Source organism: Pseudomonas sp. F3-2 (genome assembly GCF_038804275.1).
In the GTDB taxonomy this organism is placed as follows: Bacteria; Pseudomonadota; Gammaproteobacteria; order Pseudomonadales; family Pseudomonadaceae; genus Aquipseudomonas.
The window spans coordinates 1,493,376-1,507,746 of sequence record NZ_CP152388.1 but is presented as its reverse complement, the minus strand read 5'-3'; the positions used below and the strand labels follow the sequence as shown (position 1 = coordinate 1,507,746).

The following is a 14,371-nucleotide window of genomic DNA, read 5'->3' as shown; positions in this document are numbered from 1 at the left end:
ATGTGCACAAGTCAATTTCCATTCGCTATAAGCGCATCGCCTGATGGGCGAATGGGTGCTTAATTCGGCTGAAATTGCGGCAAAACGCCACCCAAGGCGCGGTGCGCAATTGAGATCGGTTCCCACGCCGGTGCAGGAACATGCAGTCCGCTCGTCAGCATTCTGCAATTAAAGTAAGTCAGGGCTTGTGCCGCTTTTTGCATTCGATTACCATCGCCGCCGTTAGTACCAAGCTGAAAGTCAATTCTGATCGAACAAATCCCCCAATCCCGGTTTACGAAGTGAGTGAACGGATTGAAAAAAGGGATCGATCACCTCGATGGTTTCCAGACATGAACTCACACGACCTGCCGAAGAATCGGAGGGTGTGCAGACTCATTCATGCACTGCCAGACCAGCCTGCAAATTGATCAGGATCTTCACCCCGAGCATCGAACCTTTGCTCCTGTTGTGTCGCCTGCCCTCCGAAGTACCTACCAGTCAGCCCAGCGCCACACGATAACCGCGCTTCAACTGGCTGCTTTTGTTCCAGACAGGTTCTGCGCCCTGCCCCTGACTCGCATTCGAGCATCGGTCCGCGTTTACTGGAACGTTTTTATTTTGCACGCCTCTTATTGCGTGTCGATTCAGGAAACACCTAAACATGACTACTCATATTCAGACTCAGGATGCCATTCGCACCCTCACCAATGCCTTTGCACCGATGGACTGCCTGATCATGGCCGCTCGCAAAGGCTGCTTCAGCTTCACCATCGTTAATGAACACGGTATTGCCCGTCACAGCGAGCGTTTGTATCCCGATCAGTACTCCAGCCCGGAGCCGCTGCAGGCGATTATCGACCGCACGCGTCAGGCACTGATCGCCTGATACCGTCTGTCGGCGAATACCTCGCGAGACCCGAGCCTCACCTTTAAACGGTGGGGCTTTTTTGTGTCTGTTTTTCCTGAAAAAAATCACCTTGGCCGTTTCTTCGCTGAAACAGGCTACCGTTCAGCGGGCGGGAAATATTTTAAAAACAGCCCTTTACACCCGGAATATGACACTACACTTCAACTCGAGCGGTCTGAGCCGCTTCCGGTGGACCCGATCTTATCCCTGCTGCCAAGCGCCAGGGTCCACCGGCTCATTGAACTCCCGAGGGTGTTATGGGAATCGCCGCCAGTGAACTGTGCCGTTATGTGATCCGCCCTACGCTGATCTATCTGGGCCGACACAATTGCGCAGCTGAATACTTTCTGCTCGGGGTCGCTGCCAGCCAGTCTGCCTTGGGCGCGGAACTCGATACCCAGCGCGGCCACGGCCTCTACAGCATTCCGGACCTGCGGCATCGGCAATTGTGGGATGACTATCTGGCCCGCGACCCCGACCTTGCCAGCCTGGTGCGTGGCCTGGCCAGCCAGCATGCATTCCTCACCGGTCCCGACTTGGAACTGACGGTCAACCTGCGATACGCAACGGCAATCGCCTGGCTGATGGTTGAAGCCAGCCGACTGACCCTGCCCCACTCGGACGATCTGCTCGGCATGGCACGCATGTGGCGCGAAATATTTCAGCCCGAAGGCCGCCTGCAAGATTTCACCGCAGCCTGGCAAACCTCGGTTCGCCCCTTGTATCAAGTCGAACCAGCCATTTTTTGTGACTCAGCGGTTTCGCTGACGTTCGCAACAAATTTCCCGGATTGTCCTACAAAAACTGCTCTATCTCGGGTGATCCAGCCTATAGCGCGTTATGAAAAATGTTGGTAATTTCCGCGCGGTGATCAACAAGGAGTTCTAACAATGAAAAAAACAATGATCAAATCCAGCCTCAGTCTCGCCGTCACTCTTGCCTCCACTCAACTTTTCGCATCCGGTTTTGCCCTGAACGAACAGAGCATCAGCGGCATGGGCACAGGCTTTGCCGGTCGCTCATCGTCCGTCGATGATGCCAGCATCGTGTACGGCAACCCGGCCGGCATGTCGCGCCTCAAACGCCAGCAAGTGACTGTGGGCGTTGCTGCGATCGATGCCAAGACTGACATCTCCGACGCCAGCGGCAGCCGCGCCGGTACCAACAAAGGCGACATGGTTCCGTTCATCGCCGTGCCAATGGGTTTCTACGTCAACCCGATCGACGAGCACTGGGCCTTCGGCCTGGGCGTCTACGCACCTTTCGGCCTGGTCACTGACTACGAAAGCAACTTCCAGGGCCAGAACTTCGGCAGCAAGAGCATCGTCAAGGTCGTGACCTTCCAGCCGACCGTCAGCTACGCCTTCAACGACAAAGTTTCGATCGGTTTCGGTCCGACCATCAACCGCATCTCCGGCTCGCTGGAATCCACGCTCAACGTCAGCCCGCTTCTGGGTGCTGCCACCGGCGACGGCCGCGTGCAGGTCAAAGGCGACGACGTCGGCTACGGCTTCAACGTCGGCTTGCTGGTGCAAGCCACCGACACCACCAGCGTCGGCCTGACCTACCACTCCAAAGTGACCTACAAGCTGGATGGCCACACCGAGATCACTCCAGGCGCGGGCGTGCCTTCTGCTGTGCTGCCCGGCGGCCGTTACGACGCCAAGCTGAGCCTCGATACACCGGAAAACGTGGACTTCTCCGTCACTCAGCAGTTGAGCGATGCGTGGAAGGTCTACGCGGGTGCTACCTGGACACGCTGGAGCCGTCTGCACGACATCACCGTCAAGAACTCCGGCATCGTTCCGGTCTCCCCGTTCGATGCCACCGGAGCACTGGCCGGCACCATCACCGAAGAGCAGAAATGGCATGACACCTGGGCCTACGCGATCGGTACTTCGTTCCAGGTCAACAAGCAATGGGTTCTGCGCACTGGCCTGTCGTTCGACCAGTCGCCGACCAACAACGAAAACCGCTCGCCGCGCATCCCGACTGGCGACCGTACGATCTTCAGCCTCGGCGCTGGCTATAGCCCGACTGACGACATCACCATCGATGTCGCGTATTCGTACCTGAAAGAAGAAGACGTCAAGGTGCGTAACACCAACGCACTGGGCCAGAGCTACAACGCCAAGTACGAAAACAGCGCCAACGGTTTCGGCCTGGGTCTGACTTACCGCTTCTGATGCAGTCGGCGGGACAGGCAGATCACCTGTCCGCCAGACAGAAAACCCCGCAGCCAGCGATGGCTGCGGGGTTTTTCGTTGCAAGAGCGCAAATCACCAACAGGACATGCCCAGCTGCAGCGCCGCCAGTCCGACGCGCTGCCAGCCCCACCATGTCAATGCCAGCAGCGCCAGCACAAGGGCTGCAACGCCGCACCCGGCCATGACGCGCGTCACAGCGCCACCGGATGCACTTGAAGACGGGCAACGGGACGTTCGCGCACCGGCCAGTTGAGCGCGGCCGCCATCAGGCTCAAGGCGATAGACCCCTGCCAGATCAGGTCGTAGCTGCCGGTGCGGTCATACACCACGCCGCCCAGCCAGCCGCCCAGAAATGCGCCCAATTGATGAAAGAGAAACACAATGCCGCCCAGCATCGACAGGTTGCGGACGCCGAACAGGGTGGCAACGGTGCCGTTGGTCAGCGGTACGGTCGACAGCCACAGCAGGCCCATCGCGATGCCGAACAGGCAGGCCGTGGTCTGCGTCAGCGGCGCCCACAAAAACAGCACGATCACCACCGCACGCAGCAGATACAGGCCGGTCAGCAACCGAGGCTTGGACATTTTGCCGCCGAGCCAGCCGGCCACGTACGTGCCGAAGACGTTGAACAGCCCGATCAGCGCCAGCACCGTGGTGCCCACAGAGGCAGGCAGGTGCTGGTCCACCAGATACGCAGGCAGGTGCACGCCAATGAACACCACCTGAAAACCGCACACGAAAAAGCCGAATGCCAGCAGCCAGAAGCCCGAATGCGTGCAGGCCTCGTGCAACGCTTCACGCAGCGTCTGCTCGCCCGCGCTGGGCGGCAGCGGCTTATCCTTGAGCATGGCCACCAGCGGCAGGATGAAAGCCACCAGCAAACCCAGTGCGATCAGCGCCATGGACCAACCCAGCCAGCCAATCAATCCCAGCGTGCCTGGCAGCATGGCGAACTGCCCGAATGACCCGGCCGCGCTGGCCAGCCCCATGCCCATGCTGCGTTTTTCAGCCGGCAATGCCCGGCCGACCACGCCGAGGATGATGGAAAAGGTCGTGCCGGAGAGCCCGATGCCAATCAGCAGACCGGCGCTCAATGACAAGGACGCGGGCGAGTCCGCCATGCTCATGAGCATCAGGCCTGCGGCGTAGAGAATGCCACCGACCAGAACGACCCTGGCCGCGCCGAACCGGTCAGCCAGTGCGCCGGTGAACGGCTGCGCGAGCCCCCAGATCAGGTTTTGCAGAGCGATGGCGAACGCGAAGACCTCTCTGCCCCAGCCAAACTGCGCGCTCATCGGTGGCAGAAACAGCCCGAAGCCATGCCGCGTGCCCAGCGACAGCGCAAGGATCAGCGCGCTGCCCAACAGAATCCAGCCACTGGTACGCCAGACCGATGCCATGATTGTTCTCCGCACTCGACACGTTGCCCGATGGATTTAGGCGCATATGCCAGCAAATCCGAAAGAGCGGACGCTACGCGCCGGTTCTGGAGGTGTCAATCCACGCGTCGCCGCTGGACATGAGCGGTTCGCCCCGACGGGGTTGCAGGACTAAACGCCGCCAGACTACGCTGCAGGCGGCGCTGGCTCAGCTGGCTTTATCGGCGCACATGAACGCCCGCTGCATCGCCTGCGGCGGTTCGCCGAAGCTGCGCAGAAACGCCTGACGCATTCTTTCCCGATCGCCGAAGCCGGCTTCCCTGGCAATGACTTCGACCGGATGGCGACTGGTTTCCATCATCGCCCGGGCCACCTCGACGCGCAGGCTTTCAATTGCTTTGGCTGGCGTCTGCCCGGTTTCTTCGCGAAACACCCGACTGAACTGGCGCGGACTCAATCTCGCCACTGCCGCCAGCGCTTCGATGGAAAGATCGCTTTTCAGGTTTTCCCGGGCGTACGCCAGGGCCAGCTGCACGCGGTCGGATTTAGGGTCCAGTTCGAGGAGCGTCGAGAGTTGTGATTGCTCGCTGCCGCGGCGCTGATAGATGACCAGCTTGCGCGCCACCCGCCGGGCAATGTCGCTGCCCAGATCGTTCTCGACCATCGCCAGCGCCAGATCGAGTCCCGCACTCATGCCGGCGCCGGTCCAGATGTGCCCGTCGATGACGAAAAGCTTGTCCTCTTCGACGCGGATGTTGGGGTAACGCTTGCGAAACTCCGGCGTGTGAATCCAGTGCATCGTCGCGCGTTTGCCTTCCAGCAGTCCCGCCTCGGCCAGCACGAAACTGCCGGTGCACAACGACGCCACTCGCCGAGAATGAGCTGACGCCGTGCGCACGAATTCAAGCAGGCTATTGGTCGGCACCTGGAAGTCCATGTAACCGCTGACGATGGTGGTGTCGTAACCATCGGGGTGAAGCGCGGTGGTGTTCACCGAAAAACCTTCGGAGGTCATGACCGCGCCGCCGGCTTCGGACACCAGATGAAACGAGTACGCAGGCTCGCCCTGCATCAGGTTCGCGCACGCCAGCACCGATCCGATGGACAGGCTCAGCGACTGGAAATTGGGGTAAACAACCAGGGCAACGCTATGCATGCAGCTCTCCGGTGTGCCGGCCTCGAGCGCCGGTCAGACGACTGACAGTCGGGCTGTCGTGATGGAAGCCGATGCTAGCTTGGCACCGAGGAGCGCGCACGCGGATTTTCGTCGATGTCCGAAATCCTTGCGGATATGACATTGCTGGCATTTGCAGCAGACCCTAAGATCACTTCACCCACTAGACGACTGGTCTACTTAACAGTGATCAACCATGAATACTCAAACAGATGTAAAACAGCGAATCCTCGACACCGCAGGTTCGATCATCGGTAAAAAAGGATTCTCGGCAGTTGGTCTTAATGAAATCCTTCAAACCGTCAAAGTACCGAAGGGTTCTTTCTATCACTACTTCAGTTCCAAAGATGCTTTTGGTGAAGCGTTACTTGAGTCTTACTTCTCAGGTTACCTGGCGGAAATGGACGATATCTTTCTGAATCCGGACGCGTCGGAATATCAGAAACTGATCAATTACTGGCAGGGCTGGATTCATAATCAGACCAGCCAGCAGTTCTTCGGGAAATGCCTGGCGGTCAAGCTCGGCGCCGAGGTCGCCGACCTGTCCGAGTCCATGCGCCAGGCGCTGGACAGAGGCACGGCGCAGATCATTCAACGCCTGAGCGCGGCGATGCTGCGTGGGCAGCAAGAGGGTTCGGTGAACCTACCGGACACACCCGAAAAGGTGGCGCTGATGCTGTACGAACTGTGGCTGGGCGCCAGCATCATGGTGAAGATCACGCGCAGCGCCGTGCCGTTCGAACACACGATGTCGGCCACTCGGCAGATATTGAAGCCGTTGCAGTAACACCGAATATATTCATGTTTCACCGTCACCCGCTGTTCTTGAACAAGAACAGCGCAGGACAGGCTTTACCGCTTCATTCAATCATTCTCTATATAACGAGGTAACAACGATGAAGATTCTCATGGTGCTGACATCCCACGATCAACTGGGCAATACCGGTAAAAAGACCGGGTTCTGGCTGGAAGAACTGGCCGCGCCTTATTACGTCTTCAAAGACAGCGGCCATCAGGTCGTGCTGGCTTCTCCCAAAGGCGGGCAACCACCGCTGGATCCGAAGAGCAACGAGCCGGATTTCCAGACCGAAGCGACTCACCGCTTCGAAGCGGACAGCGAAGCCACTGCGCAGCTCAAGAGCACGCTGAGCCTGAAGGACGTTCGCGTCGAGGATTTCGACGCAGTCTTCTACCCAGGCGGACACGGCCCGTTGTGGGATCTGGCCGAGGACGCGTTCTCCATCGCACTGATCGAAAACACCCTGGCCGCTGGCAAACCTCTGGCCGCCGTGTGCCATGCACCGGGCGTGTTCCGTAACGTCAAGGCCGCCGACGGTCAGCCGCTGGTGGCGGGCAAGTCGGTTACCGGGTTCACCAACAGTGAAGAAGACGCGGTCGGCCTGACCGATGTGGTGCCGTTCCTGGTCGAGGACATGCTCAAGGAAAAAGGCGGCAAGTACTCCAAGGGCGCGGACTGGTCTTCGTACGTGGTGGAAGACGGCCTGCTGATTACCGGCCAGAACCCTGGCTCATCGGAAGCGGCCGCCAAGGCACTCGTGGCTCGACTGAAATAACGATGACCTGTATCAGCACGGCTTGCCGACGTTCATGCAATTGATGAATCGGCTCGGCAAGCCGGATTGATCCGGGATGCTCAGGTGCTTATCAGCGCAAGCGCGACGATCACCAGGGTTTCCAGCAGTTCAAGCATGGCTCCCGCCGTATCGCCCGTGCTGCCGCCCAGACGTTTGATCATCATCCGACGCAGCCAGAAGAATCCGCCTACGGCAAGCAACAGCGCCCAGACACCCGCAACGCCCCCTGACAGCACACACACCACAGCGGTCAGCAGCAACGCCTGCACCGCAGGTTTGCGTGGCAGATGATCCGCCAGCGCCTGGCCCAGACCGCCAGCGCGCACATACGGCGTGCTCAGAAACAATCCCAGCATGGCTGCACGCCCGATGACCGGTGCCAGTAACAGACCAACCCCGTGATGAGCGTCGATCAACGCCAGCAACGCCGTGAACTTCAACAGCAGCACGACCACCAGGGTCACCACCGCAACGGGGCCGCTGCGCGGATCCTTCATGATGGTGAGCGTGCGTTCACGGTCGCCGAAACCGCCCAGCCAAGCGTCCGCGCTGTCAGCCAGGCCGTCCAGATGCAGGCCGCCACTGAGCAGCACCCACGCGCCCAGCAGCAATGCGCCATGCAGGGGTGTCGGCGCGCCGTCGAGCAATGCGTTCAGCGCCATGAGTATCGAGCCGAACACCAGCCCGACCACCGGATAGAACAACAGCGAACGCCCAAGCTGCGTCGGTGCAGGCATGCCCGGCAGGCGAATCGGCAGACTGCTGAGAAATTGCAGGGCGATCCAGAAAGGAAGCATTTATACCTCCGTCAACCCACAGTCTTCGCCGACATCCACGCTGAACAGAGCGCCGTGGCCGACGATCACCTGAAGCAACTGCTCCCGTGGCAGGCCGCGCGCTTGCGCCAGCAGCAGCCGCATCACGCCACCGTGGCTGATCACGAGGATTCGCTCACCGTCGTGGTTGCGTTGTAACCGTCGAACCGCGCCGAGCACGCGGGCGGCAAACGCCTGGACCGGCTCGCCGTTAGGCGGCGTGAAGGTGTAGGGATTTTCCCAGAAGCGGCCAAGCCCTTCGGCGTCGGTTTCCATCAACTGCGCCGTGCCCTGCCCTTCCCAGTCGCCGAAGTGCAGCTCCTTGAGATCGGCGTCCAGCGTCAAGGGCAGCGACAGTCGCGTCGACAGCTCGTCCGCGAAACGCGCGCAACGTTGCAGCGGTGAACTGACGATGCGGTCCCACGGCCCACGGCCCTCGACCGAAGTACGCAGTTGCTGCCAGCCCGACTCGGTGAGCGCATCGTCCAGACTGCCCCGTAATCCGCCGCCGGCTTCTGTTTCGCCGTGGCGCACCACGTCCAGACGCAGGGTCATGCCGGGCGATCCGCCACGGCCGCTTCGGCGAACGTCGCCATGCCGTTGTGCAGTTCGCACGCCATTCGCAACAGCGGCACGGCGAGCGCGGCGCCGCTGCCTTCGCCCAGGCGCAGGCCAAGTTCCAGCAACGGTTCGGCGTGCAGGGCCTCCAGCACGTGGCGATGACCCGGTTCTGCGCCACGATGGCCGAAGAACAGCCACTCACGGCAGGAAGAATTGATACGCACCGCCACCAGCGCGGCAACCGTGCAGATGAAACCGTCCACCAGCGCGGCAATGCCTTGCTGCGCGCACGCCAGGTACGCGCCAACCAGCGCCGCCACTTCAAAACCGCCCAGCGCGCGCAGGCTTCCCAGAGGATCCTGTGCGTGTGCCGCGTGCAGTTGCAGCGCTTGCTCGATGACGCGGACCTTGTGGCTGATGCCTTGCGCATCGAGCCCGGTCCCTGGGCCGACCAATAGCGAGGCCGGGCACTCCAGCAGCGAACAGGCCACGGCGCTGGCGGCGGTGGTGTTGCCGATGCCCATTTCCCCGCCGATGAACAACTGGCAACCCTTCGCGCTCGCGCGCAGCACGCTGTCGCGACCGGCCTGCAGGGCACGCTCCAGCTGATCCTGAGTCATCGCCTCGGTCTGGGCGAAATTGGCAGTGCCGGCGCCTAAGTTCAGATGCAAGACGCCCGGCAAATCCAGCGGCGCTACAGTGCCGAGATCGACCACGTCCAGCTGCGCGGACAGTTGTCGGGCGAGCACGCTGATTGCCGCGCCGCCCATGATGAAGTTGTGCAGCATCTGGCCGGTGACGGCCTGCGGATAGGCCGACACCCCTTCGGCGACCACGCCATGGTCACCGGCGAAGATCGCGATCCAGACGTCCTCCACGGTCGGTTGCTCCCGCCCCTGCAGACCGGCAAGGCGTACCGCCACCGCTTCCAATTGGCCCAACGAGCCAGCGGGCTTGGTCAATTGCTGCTGACGGGCCAGCGCTTGATCACGGCTTTCGCGATTGACTTCACGTGCAGGCGCGAGCCACCAGGCATTACTCATAGTGCGGGTCCTTTCAAGGTCATGGGCAGGCCGGCAACCGTGAACACCACGCGCTGGCATTGCTCGGCCAGCGCCTGATGCAGCCAGCCGGCTTCATCGACATAACGACGTGTCAGCTCGCCGAGTGGCACTACGCCAAGCCCGGTCTCGTTGCTGACAAAAATGATTTCGCCAGGCAGGTTCGCCAGGCCGTTGAGTAAGGCTTCGCGCTCCTGAACCAGGCGCTGCGGATCGTCGAGCATCAGCAGGTTGGTCAGCCACAGGGTCAGGCAGTCCACCAGCAGGCAGCGATCCGGCGCGGCGTTGTCTCTCAGTACGCGCGCCAGCTCGACCGGCTCCTCGATCAATCCCCATGAATCCGGGCGCCGCTGACGGTGCAACGCAACCCGCTGATTCATTTCACCGTCCAGTGGCTGACTGGTGGCGATGTACACGACCTGGAGCGCGCTTTCGCTGGCGAGTTTTTCCGCCAGCCGGCTTTTTCCGGAACGTGCGCCGCCGAGAATCAATTGCAGCATCAGGGTTGCTCCACGCCACAGAGTTCACGCAGCAACCTGCCGTCCAGGTGTTTCTCGACCAGATCGGCGAGGCGCTCGATGTCCCGCTCGCGCAACGCGTGATAGTCGACCTGTTGCACGTTCTGCAAACCGGCCCAACGCAACAGCGCGCTGCTGGAGGCCGGCTGTTCGAACAATCCGTGCAGATAGGTGCCGAGCACCTGACCGTCAACACTCTGCGCGCCGTCGCAGCGACCATCGCCAAGCTGCACCAGCGGACGTTCCAGCGCCGCGCCCGTGGTGACGCCCGCATGGATCTCATAACCGCTGACCTGCGCATCCTCCAGCATCAGTCGGCCTTGCACGTTGCGCAGTTGCTTTTCCCGCTCCAGCACTGTGCTCATCGCCAGCAGCCCGAGCCCCGGGCTCGACCCCGCTGCGCCTTCCAGCCCGAGGGGATCATGGATCTCTTCACCGAGCATCTGCAGGCCGCCGCAGATCCCGAGCACCTTGCCGCCGTAACGCAAATGGCGGCTAATGGCAGTATCCCAGCCATTGCTGCGCAGATAGCTCAGATCGCTGCGCACGCTTTTCGAGCCGGGCAGGATGATCAGATCGGCGGGCGGAATCGGCTGTCCAGGCCCGACGAATTGAAGATTGACCTGCGGATGCAGACGCAGCGGGTCGAAATCGGTGTGGTTGCTGATGCGCGGCAACACCGGCACGATCACGTTGAGCACCTGTTCGGCCTTGTCGGTCTGGCGCTGATCGAGGCCGTCTTCGGCTTCGAGGTGAAGGTCCATCACGTAGGGCAACACGCCGACCACCGGTTTGCCGGTGCGCTGTTCGAGCCAGTCCAGGCCTGGCTGAAGCAGCGCGATGTCGCCGCGAAAACGGTTGATGATGAAGCCTTTCACACGCGCCTGCTCGCTGGGCGAGAGCAACTCCAGGGTACCGACGAGGTGGGCGAAAACGCCGCCTCGATTGATGTCGGCGATCAGCAGAACCGGACAGTCCACGGCTTCGGCGAACCCCATGTTGGCGATGTCACCGGCGCGCAGATTGATTTCCGCAGGGGATCCGGCACCTTCCACGATGACCACTGGCCAATGGGCGCTCAGACGCTGGTGCGAGGCCAGCACCGCTTGCATCGCAATGGCTTTGTAATCGTGATACGCCACCGCGTTCATCGTGGTCACCGCGCGGCCATGAATGATCACTTGCGCGCCGGTGTCGCTGTTGGGCTTGAGCAGCACAGGGTTCATGTCGGTGTGCGGTTCCAGCCCGCACGCCTGGGCTTGTACCGCCTGGGCGCGGCCGATCTCGCCGCCGTCGGCAGTCACCGCACTGTTGAGCGCCATGTTCTGCGGTTTGAACGGCACGGTGCGCACGCCCTGCCGGGTCAGCCAGCGACACAGAGCAGTCACCAGCGTGCTTTTGCCGGCGTCCGACGTGGTGCCCTGAACCATCAGGGTGTTGCCGGCTGGCTCAGTGATCATGCGCGCCCCCGGCGAATTCGCTGAGCGCCTGCTCCAGTCGCTGCCAGTCGGCCTCTTCGCGCGGCAGGCCGAAACGCAGGCTGCTGGTGTGAAGAAAGATGCGCAGCAGAATGCCGCGTTGAGCGCAGAACTCGTGCAGCTCGGCAGCCAATGGCGTGACCAGCCACTGGAACAGCGCGCAGCCGCCATGGGGCGTCAAGCCATGTCGGCTCAGCAGCTCGACCAGACGCTGACTGGCCTGCGCAGTGCGCTCACGCTGCAGCCGGTGCCCCTCGACGTCCGCCAGGCATGCCTGACCGAGAATCCGTGTCGGGCCGCTGACGGACCACGGGCCGATCTGCCTGGCGAGCACTTTCAGAAAACGCGACTCGGCCAGCACGAACCCCAGGCGTACGCCCGCCAGCCCGAAAAATTTGCCGAACGAGCGCAGTACGATCAGACCCGGCCGCTGGCTGTGCGCAGCGAGGCTCGCATCAGGCGTGTTGTCCATGAATGCCTCGTCCACCACCAGCCAGGCGCCGCGCTGGGCCAACCGGGCATGCCAGTCGAGCAAGCGCTCCGGCGTCAGGCTCAGGCCCGTGGGGTTGTTCGGGTTGACCACCACCAGCACGTCGAGACTGTCGATGAAGCGCTCGACCTCATGCTCCAACACTTCGCGCACCAGAAACCCGCTGCTGCGCCACGCTTCGGCATGCTCGGCATAACACGGCGACAGCACGCCGACCTTGCCCGCCTGACGCAACCGCGGCAGCGCCTGAATCGCCGCCTGCGACCCGGCCACCGGCAGCACGGCGGGGGCGCCGTAGTAAGCGCAGGCTGCCGCTTCCAGCCCATCGTCGGTTTCCGGCAGACGCGCCCAGGCCTGCGTCGGTATCGCCGGGATCGGCCATGACCACGGCGAGATGCCGCTGGAGAGGTCGAGCCAGTCCGCTTCATCGATGCCGTATTTCTGCACCGCCCCTCGCAATCGACCGCCGTGCTCAAGCATAGAATTCAGTCCCCAGGCACAAGACCAGCAACCACAGCCAGACCCCACGCTGCACCAGCTGCCAGCCCCGATCGATGGAATCAGCATCGGCAGGTGCGCCCTCGCCCAATTGCGGACGCTGATGCAACTCGCCGTGATAGATCGCCGCACCGCCCAGCTCGACGCCGAGCGCCCCGGCTCCAGCGGCCATCACCGGACCTGCGTTCGGGCTGTCCCACTTGGGCCCCTGTGTACGCCAGCAGCGCCAGGCGAGTCGGGTTTTGCCGAGCAATGCGTAGGTCAACGCCACGAGACGCGCCGGAATGTAGTTAAGCAGATCGTCGATTTTTGCCGAGGCCCAACCGAAGCGCTCGAACCGTTCGTTGCGATAGCCCCACATGGCGTCGAGCGTGTTGCACAGCCGGTACAGCACGACGCCCGGCGCGCCCAGCACGACGAACCAGAAAATGGCAGCAAACACTGCGTCACTGCCGTTTTCCAGCACGGATTCGGTGGCCGCACGGGCGACCTCGGTGGCATCCAGCTCTGAAGTCTGGCGGCTGACCAGGAAGCCGACTCGACGACGGGCTTCTTCCAGATCATTGCCGCGCAGCGCCTGCGCGACCGGGCCGACATGCTCCCCCAGACTGCGCAACCCCAGCGCGCAATACAGCGCGAGGATCTCGACCAGCCAGCCGATGTAAGGCAGCCAGCTCAAGAGGGTGATCAGCAGGGTCAGCGGCACGACCGCGATGAACCAGGCGGTGACGCCATGACTGCGCCAGCCTCGGCCGCCTGCGTTGAAACGTTGCTCGATGCGCTCGGCATATCGGCCGAACGCCACCAGCGGGTGGTTTCGTTTTGGCTCGCCAAGCAGCGCATCCAGCGCAAAGCCCGCGACGCTCAATAGCGCCACACTCATTGACTCACTCCCCATTTGTTTTGGTAAACCAGCTCGTGCAACGGCCGCGCCTGCGCCCAGCCTTCCAGCACCAGCATTGGCGCGGGATAGAATTCCTTGACCGGCCCCAGGCACAGAATCGCCAGGGGTTTTGAACCGGTTGGCATGTGCAGCAGATCGGCCAGCGCCTGGGGCTCGAACAACGAGACCCAGCCCATGCCCAGACCCTCGGCCCGCGCGGCGAGCCACAGGTTCTGAATCGCGCAGGACAACGATGCCATGTCCATTTCCGGCAGGGTCCTGCGACCAAAAATATGCTTGTCGCGATCATCCATCAGCGCGGCGACGAGCACTTCTGCGCAGTCTCCGATGCCCTCGACCTTGAGCTTCATGAAGTCATCGGACCGCTCGCCCAGCGCCTCGGCGGTGCGGACGCGCTCTTGCTCCACCTGAGCCTGAATCTGCGCACGCAGCGCGGGGTCGCTGATGCGGATGAACCGCCAAGGCTGCATCAGGCCGACACTCGGTGCCTGGTGAGCCGCTTCCAGCAGTCGCGCCAGCAACGCCGGCGCGATCTCGCCGCCGCAGAAATGACGCATGTCCCGCCGCTCGGCAATCGCACGGTAAACCGCTGCGCGTTCTTCATCGCTGAAAGCCATATCAGTCATGACAAGCCTCCGCAGCGCGCAAGAACGCTGTTTTTCTGTAGGAGCGAGCTTGCTCGCGAAGGCTGCTTGGCAGGCGCTGGATGTGTGGCTGGCTCTCCGGCCCTTTCGCGAGCGAGCTCGCTCCCACAGGGATCGGTGATTCTGCCTTGGCGGGCGCGATGGGGATTGTGGGGGCG

The 14,371-nt window shown here is 62.1% G+C and carries 14 protein-coding genes and 1 pseudogene; 5 read left to right on the top strand and 10 right to left on the bottom strand.

Annotated elements, in window-relative coordinates:
- The first annotated feature begins 643 nt into the window (after positions 1-643).
- The 3 genes and pseudogenes from AAGQ88_RS06895 (at position 644) to AAGQ88_RS06885 (ending at position 3,075) form a co-directional block, all read left to right on the top strand.
- Positions 644-868: a hypothetical protein gene (locus tag AAGQ88_RS06895; protein WP_285425104.1), complete on the top strand. Its 225-nt coding sequence runs from the start codon at positions 644-646 to the stop codon at positions 866-868.
- 278 nt (positions 869-1,146) lie between these two features.
- Positions 1,147-1,620: pseudogene (locus AAGQ88_RS06890) on the top strand (hypothetical protein); the annotation flags it as partial.
- 159 nt (positions 1,621-1,779) lie between these two features.
- Positions 1,780-3,075, top strand: a complete 1,296-nt coding sequence (locus AAGQ88_RS06885) for an outer membrane protein transport protein (RefSeq protein ID WP_285425106.1) — start codon at positions 1,780-1,782, stop codon at positions 3,073-3,075.
- Positions 3,076-3,287: 212 nt separating this feature from the next.
- On the opposite strand, the gene AAGQ88_RS06880 is transcribed toward AAGQ88_RS06885, so the two are convergent.
- Positions 3,288-4,496, bottom strand: a complete 1,209-nt coding sequence (locus AAGQ88_RS06880) for an MFS transporter (protein WP_342654814.1) — start codon at positions 4,494-4,496, stop codon at positions 3,288-3,290.
- Between the two features lie 187 nt (positions 4,497-4,683).
- On the bottom strand, positions 4,684-5,631 hold the full coding sequence (locus AAGQ88_RS06875) for a GlxA family transcriptional regulator (protein ID WP_285425108.1): 948 nt from the start codon (positions 5,629-5,631) through the stop codon (positions 4,684-4,686).
- Between the two features lie 214 nt (positions 5,632-5,845).
- Here AAGQ88_RS06875 and AAGQ88_RS06870 point away from each other — a divergent pair, with 214 nt between their 5' ends.
- Positions 5,846-6,436, top strand: coding sequence for a TetR/AcrR family transcriptional regulator (locus tag AAGQ88_RS06870; RefSeq protein ID WP_342654813.1), 591 nt, complete (start codon positions 5,846-5,848; stop codon positions 6,434-6,436).
- 109 nt (positions 6,437-6,545) lie between these two features.
- Positions 6,546-7,223: a type 1 glutamine amidotransferase domain-containing protein gene (locus AAGQ88_RS06865; RefSeq protein ID WP_342654812.1), complete on the top strand. Its 678-nt coding sequence runs from the start codon at positions 6,546-6,548 to the stop codon at positions 7,221-7,223.
- 80 nt (positions 7,224-7,303) lie between these two features.
- Here AAGQ88_RS06865 and AAGQ88_RS06860 read toward each other — a convergent pair whose 3' ends face one another.
- The 8 genes from AAGQ88_RS06860 to bluB are packed head-to-tail and all read right to left on the bottom strand — an operon-like array spanning position 7,304 to position 14,195.
- On the bottom strand, positions 7,304-8,041 hold the full coding sequence (locus AAGQ88_RS06860; RefSeq protein WP_342654811.1) for an adenosylcobinamide-GDP ribazoletransferase: 738 nt from the start codon (positions 8,039-8,041) through the stop codon (positions 7,304-7,306).
- Positions 8,042-8,614, bottom strand: a complete 573-nt coding sequence (cobC, locus tag AAGQ88_RS06855; protein WP_342654810.1) for an alpha-ribazole phosphatase family protein — start codon at positions 8,612-8,614, stop codon at positions 8,042-8,044. It abuts the gene before it with no gap.
- On the bottom strand, positions 8,611-9,663 hold the full coding sequence (cobT, locus tag AAGQ88_RS06850; protein ID WP_342654809.1) for a nicotinate-nucleotide--dimethylbenzimidazole phosphoribosyltransferase: 1,053 nt from the start codon (positions 9,661-9,663) through the stop codon (positions 8,611-8,613). The genes cobC and cobT overlap by 4 nt, the downstream gene beginning before the upstream one ends.
- On the bottom strand, positions 9,660-10,181 hold the full coding sequence (gene cobU, locus AAGQ88_RS06845) for a bifunctional adenosylcobinamide kinase/adenosylcobinamide-phosphate guanylyltransferase (protein WP_342654808.1): 522 nt from the start codon (positions 10,179-10,181) through the stop codon (positions 9,660-9,662). The genes cobT and cobU overlap by 4 nt, the downstream gene beginning before the upstream one ends.
- Entirely contained in the window at positions 10,181-11,659 is a 1,479-nt protein-coding gene (locus AAGQ88_RS06840; RefSeq protein ID WP_342654807.1) for a cobyric acid synthase, read from the bottom strand. The genes cobU and AAGQ88_RS06840 overlap by 1 nt, the downstream gene beginning before the upstream one ends.
- Positions 11,649-12,647 (bottom strand): threonine-phosphate decarboxylase CobD, encoded by a 999-nt coding sequence (gene cobD / locus AAGQ88_RS06835; protein WP_342654806.1) that lies wholly within the window; start codon positions 12,645-12,647, stop codon positions 11,649-11,651. The genes AAGQ88_RS06840 and cobD overlap by 11 nt, the downstream gene beginning before the upstream one ends.
- Complete coding sequence (cbiB, locus tag AAGQ88_RS06830; RefSeq protein ID WP_342654805.1) at positions 12,640-13,548, bottom strand: adenosylcobinamide-phosphate synthase CbiB; 909 nt, start codon at positions 13,546-13,548, stop codon at positions 12,640-12,642. Before cbiB ends, cobD begins: the two co-directional genes overlap by 8 nt.
- On the bottom strand, positions 13,545-14,195 hold the full coding sequence (bluB, locus tag AAGQ88_RS06825) for a 5,6-dimethylbenzimidazole synthase (protein WP_342654804.1): 651 nt from the start codon (positions 14,193-14,195) through the stop codon (positions 13,545-13,547). The genes cbiB and bluB overlap by 4 nt, the downstream gene beginning before the upstream one ends.
- Positions 14,196-14,371: the final 176 nt, after the last annotated feature.

Bases quoted from the DNA above. Each gene is read 5' to 3' on its own strand.
- AAGQ88_RS06895 (WP_285425104.1), top strand. From the start codon at position 644: ATGACTACTCATATTCAGACTCAGGATGCCATTCGCACCCTCACCAAT.
- AAGQ88_RS06885 (WP_285425106.1), top strand. From the start codon at position 1,780: ATGAAAAAAACAATGATCAAATCCAGCCTCAGTCTCGCCGTCACTCTT.
- AAGQ88_RS06880 (WP_342654814.1), bottom strand. From the start codon at position 4,496: ATGGCATCGGTCTGGCGTACCAGTGGCTGGATTCTGTTGGGCAGCGCG.
- AAGQ88_RS06875 (WP_285425108.1), bottom strand. From the start codon at position 5,631: ATGCATAGCGTTGCCCTGGTTGTTTACCCCAATTTCCAGTCGCTGAGC.
- AAGQ88_RS06870 (WP_342654813.1), top strand. From the start codon at position 5,846: ATGAATACTCAAACAGATGTAAAACAGCGAATCCTCGACACCGCAGGT.
- AAGQ88_RS06865 (WP_342654812.1), top strand. From the start codon at position 6,546: ATGAAGATTCTCATGGTGCTGACATCCCACGATCAACTGGGCAATACC.
- AAGQ88_RS06860 (WP_342654811.1), bottom strand. From the start codon at position 8,041: ATGCTTCCTTTCTGGATCGCCCTGCAATTTCTCAGCAGTCTGCCGATT.
- cobC (WP_342654810.1), bottom strand. From the start codon at position 8,614: ATGACCCTGCGTCTGGACGTGGTGCGCCACGGCGAAACAGAAGCCGGC.
- cobT (WP_342654809.1), bottom strand. From the start codon at position 9,663: ATGAGTAATGCCTGGTGGCTCGCGCCTGCACGTGAAGTCAATCGCGAA.
- cobU (WP_342654808.1), bottom strand. From the start codon at position 10,181: ATGCTGCAATTGATTCTCGGCGGCGCACGTTCCGGAAAAAGCCGGCTG.
- AAGQ88_RS06840 (WP_342654807.1), bottom strand. From the start codon at position 11,659: ATGATCACTGAGCCAGCCGGCAACACCCTGATGGTTCAGGGCACCACG.
- cobD (WP_342654806.1), bottom strand. From the start codon at position 12,647: ATGCTTGAGCACGGCGGTCGATTGCGAGGGGCGGTGCAGAAATACGGC.
- cbiB (WP_342654805.1), bottom strand. From the start codon at position 13,548: ATGAGTGTGGCGCTATTGAGCGTCGCGGGCTTTGCGCTGGATGCGCTG.
- bluB (WP_342654804.1), bottom strand. From the start codon at position 14,195: ATGACTGATATGGCTTTCAGCGATGAAGAACGCGCAGCGGTTTACCGT.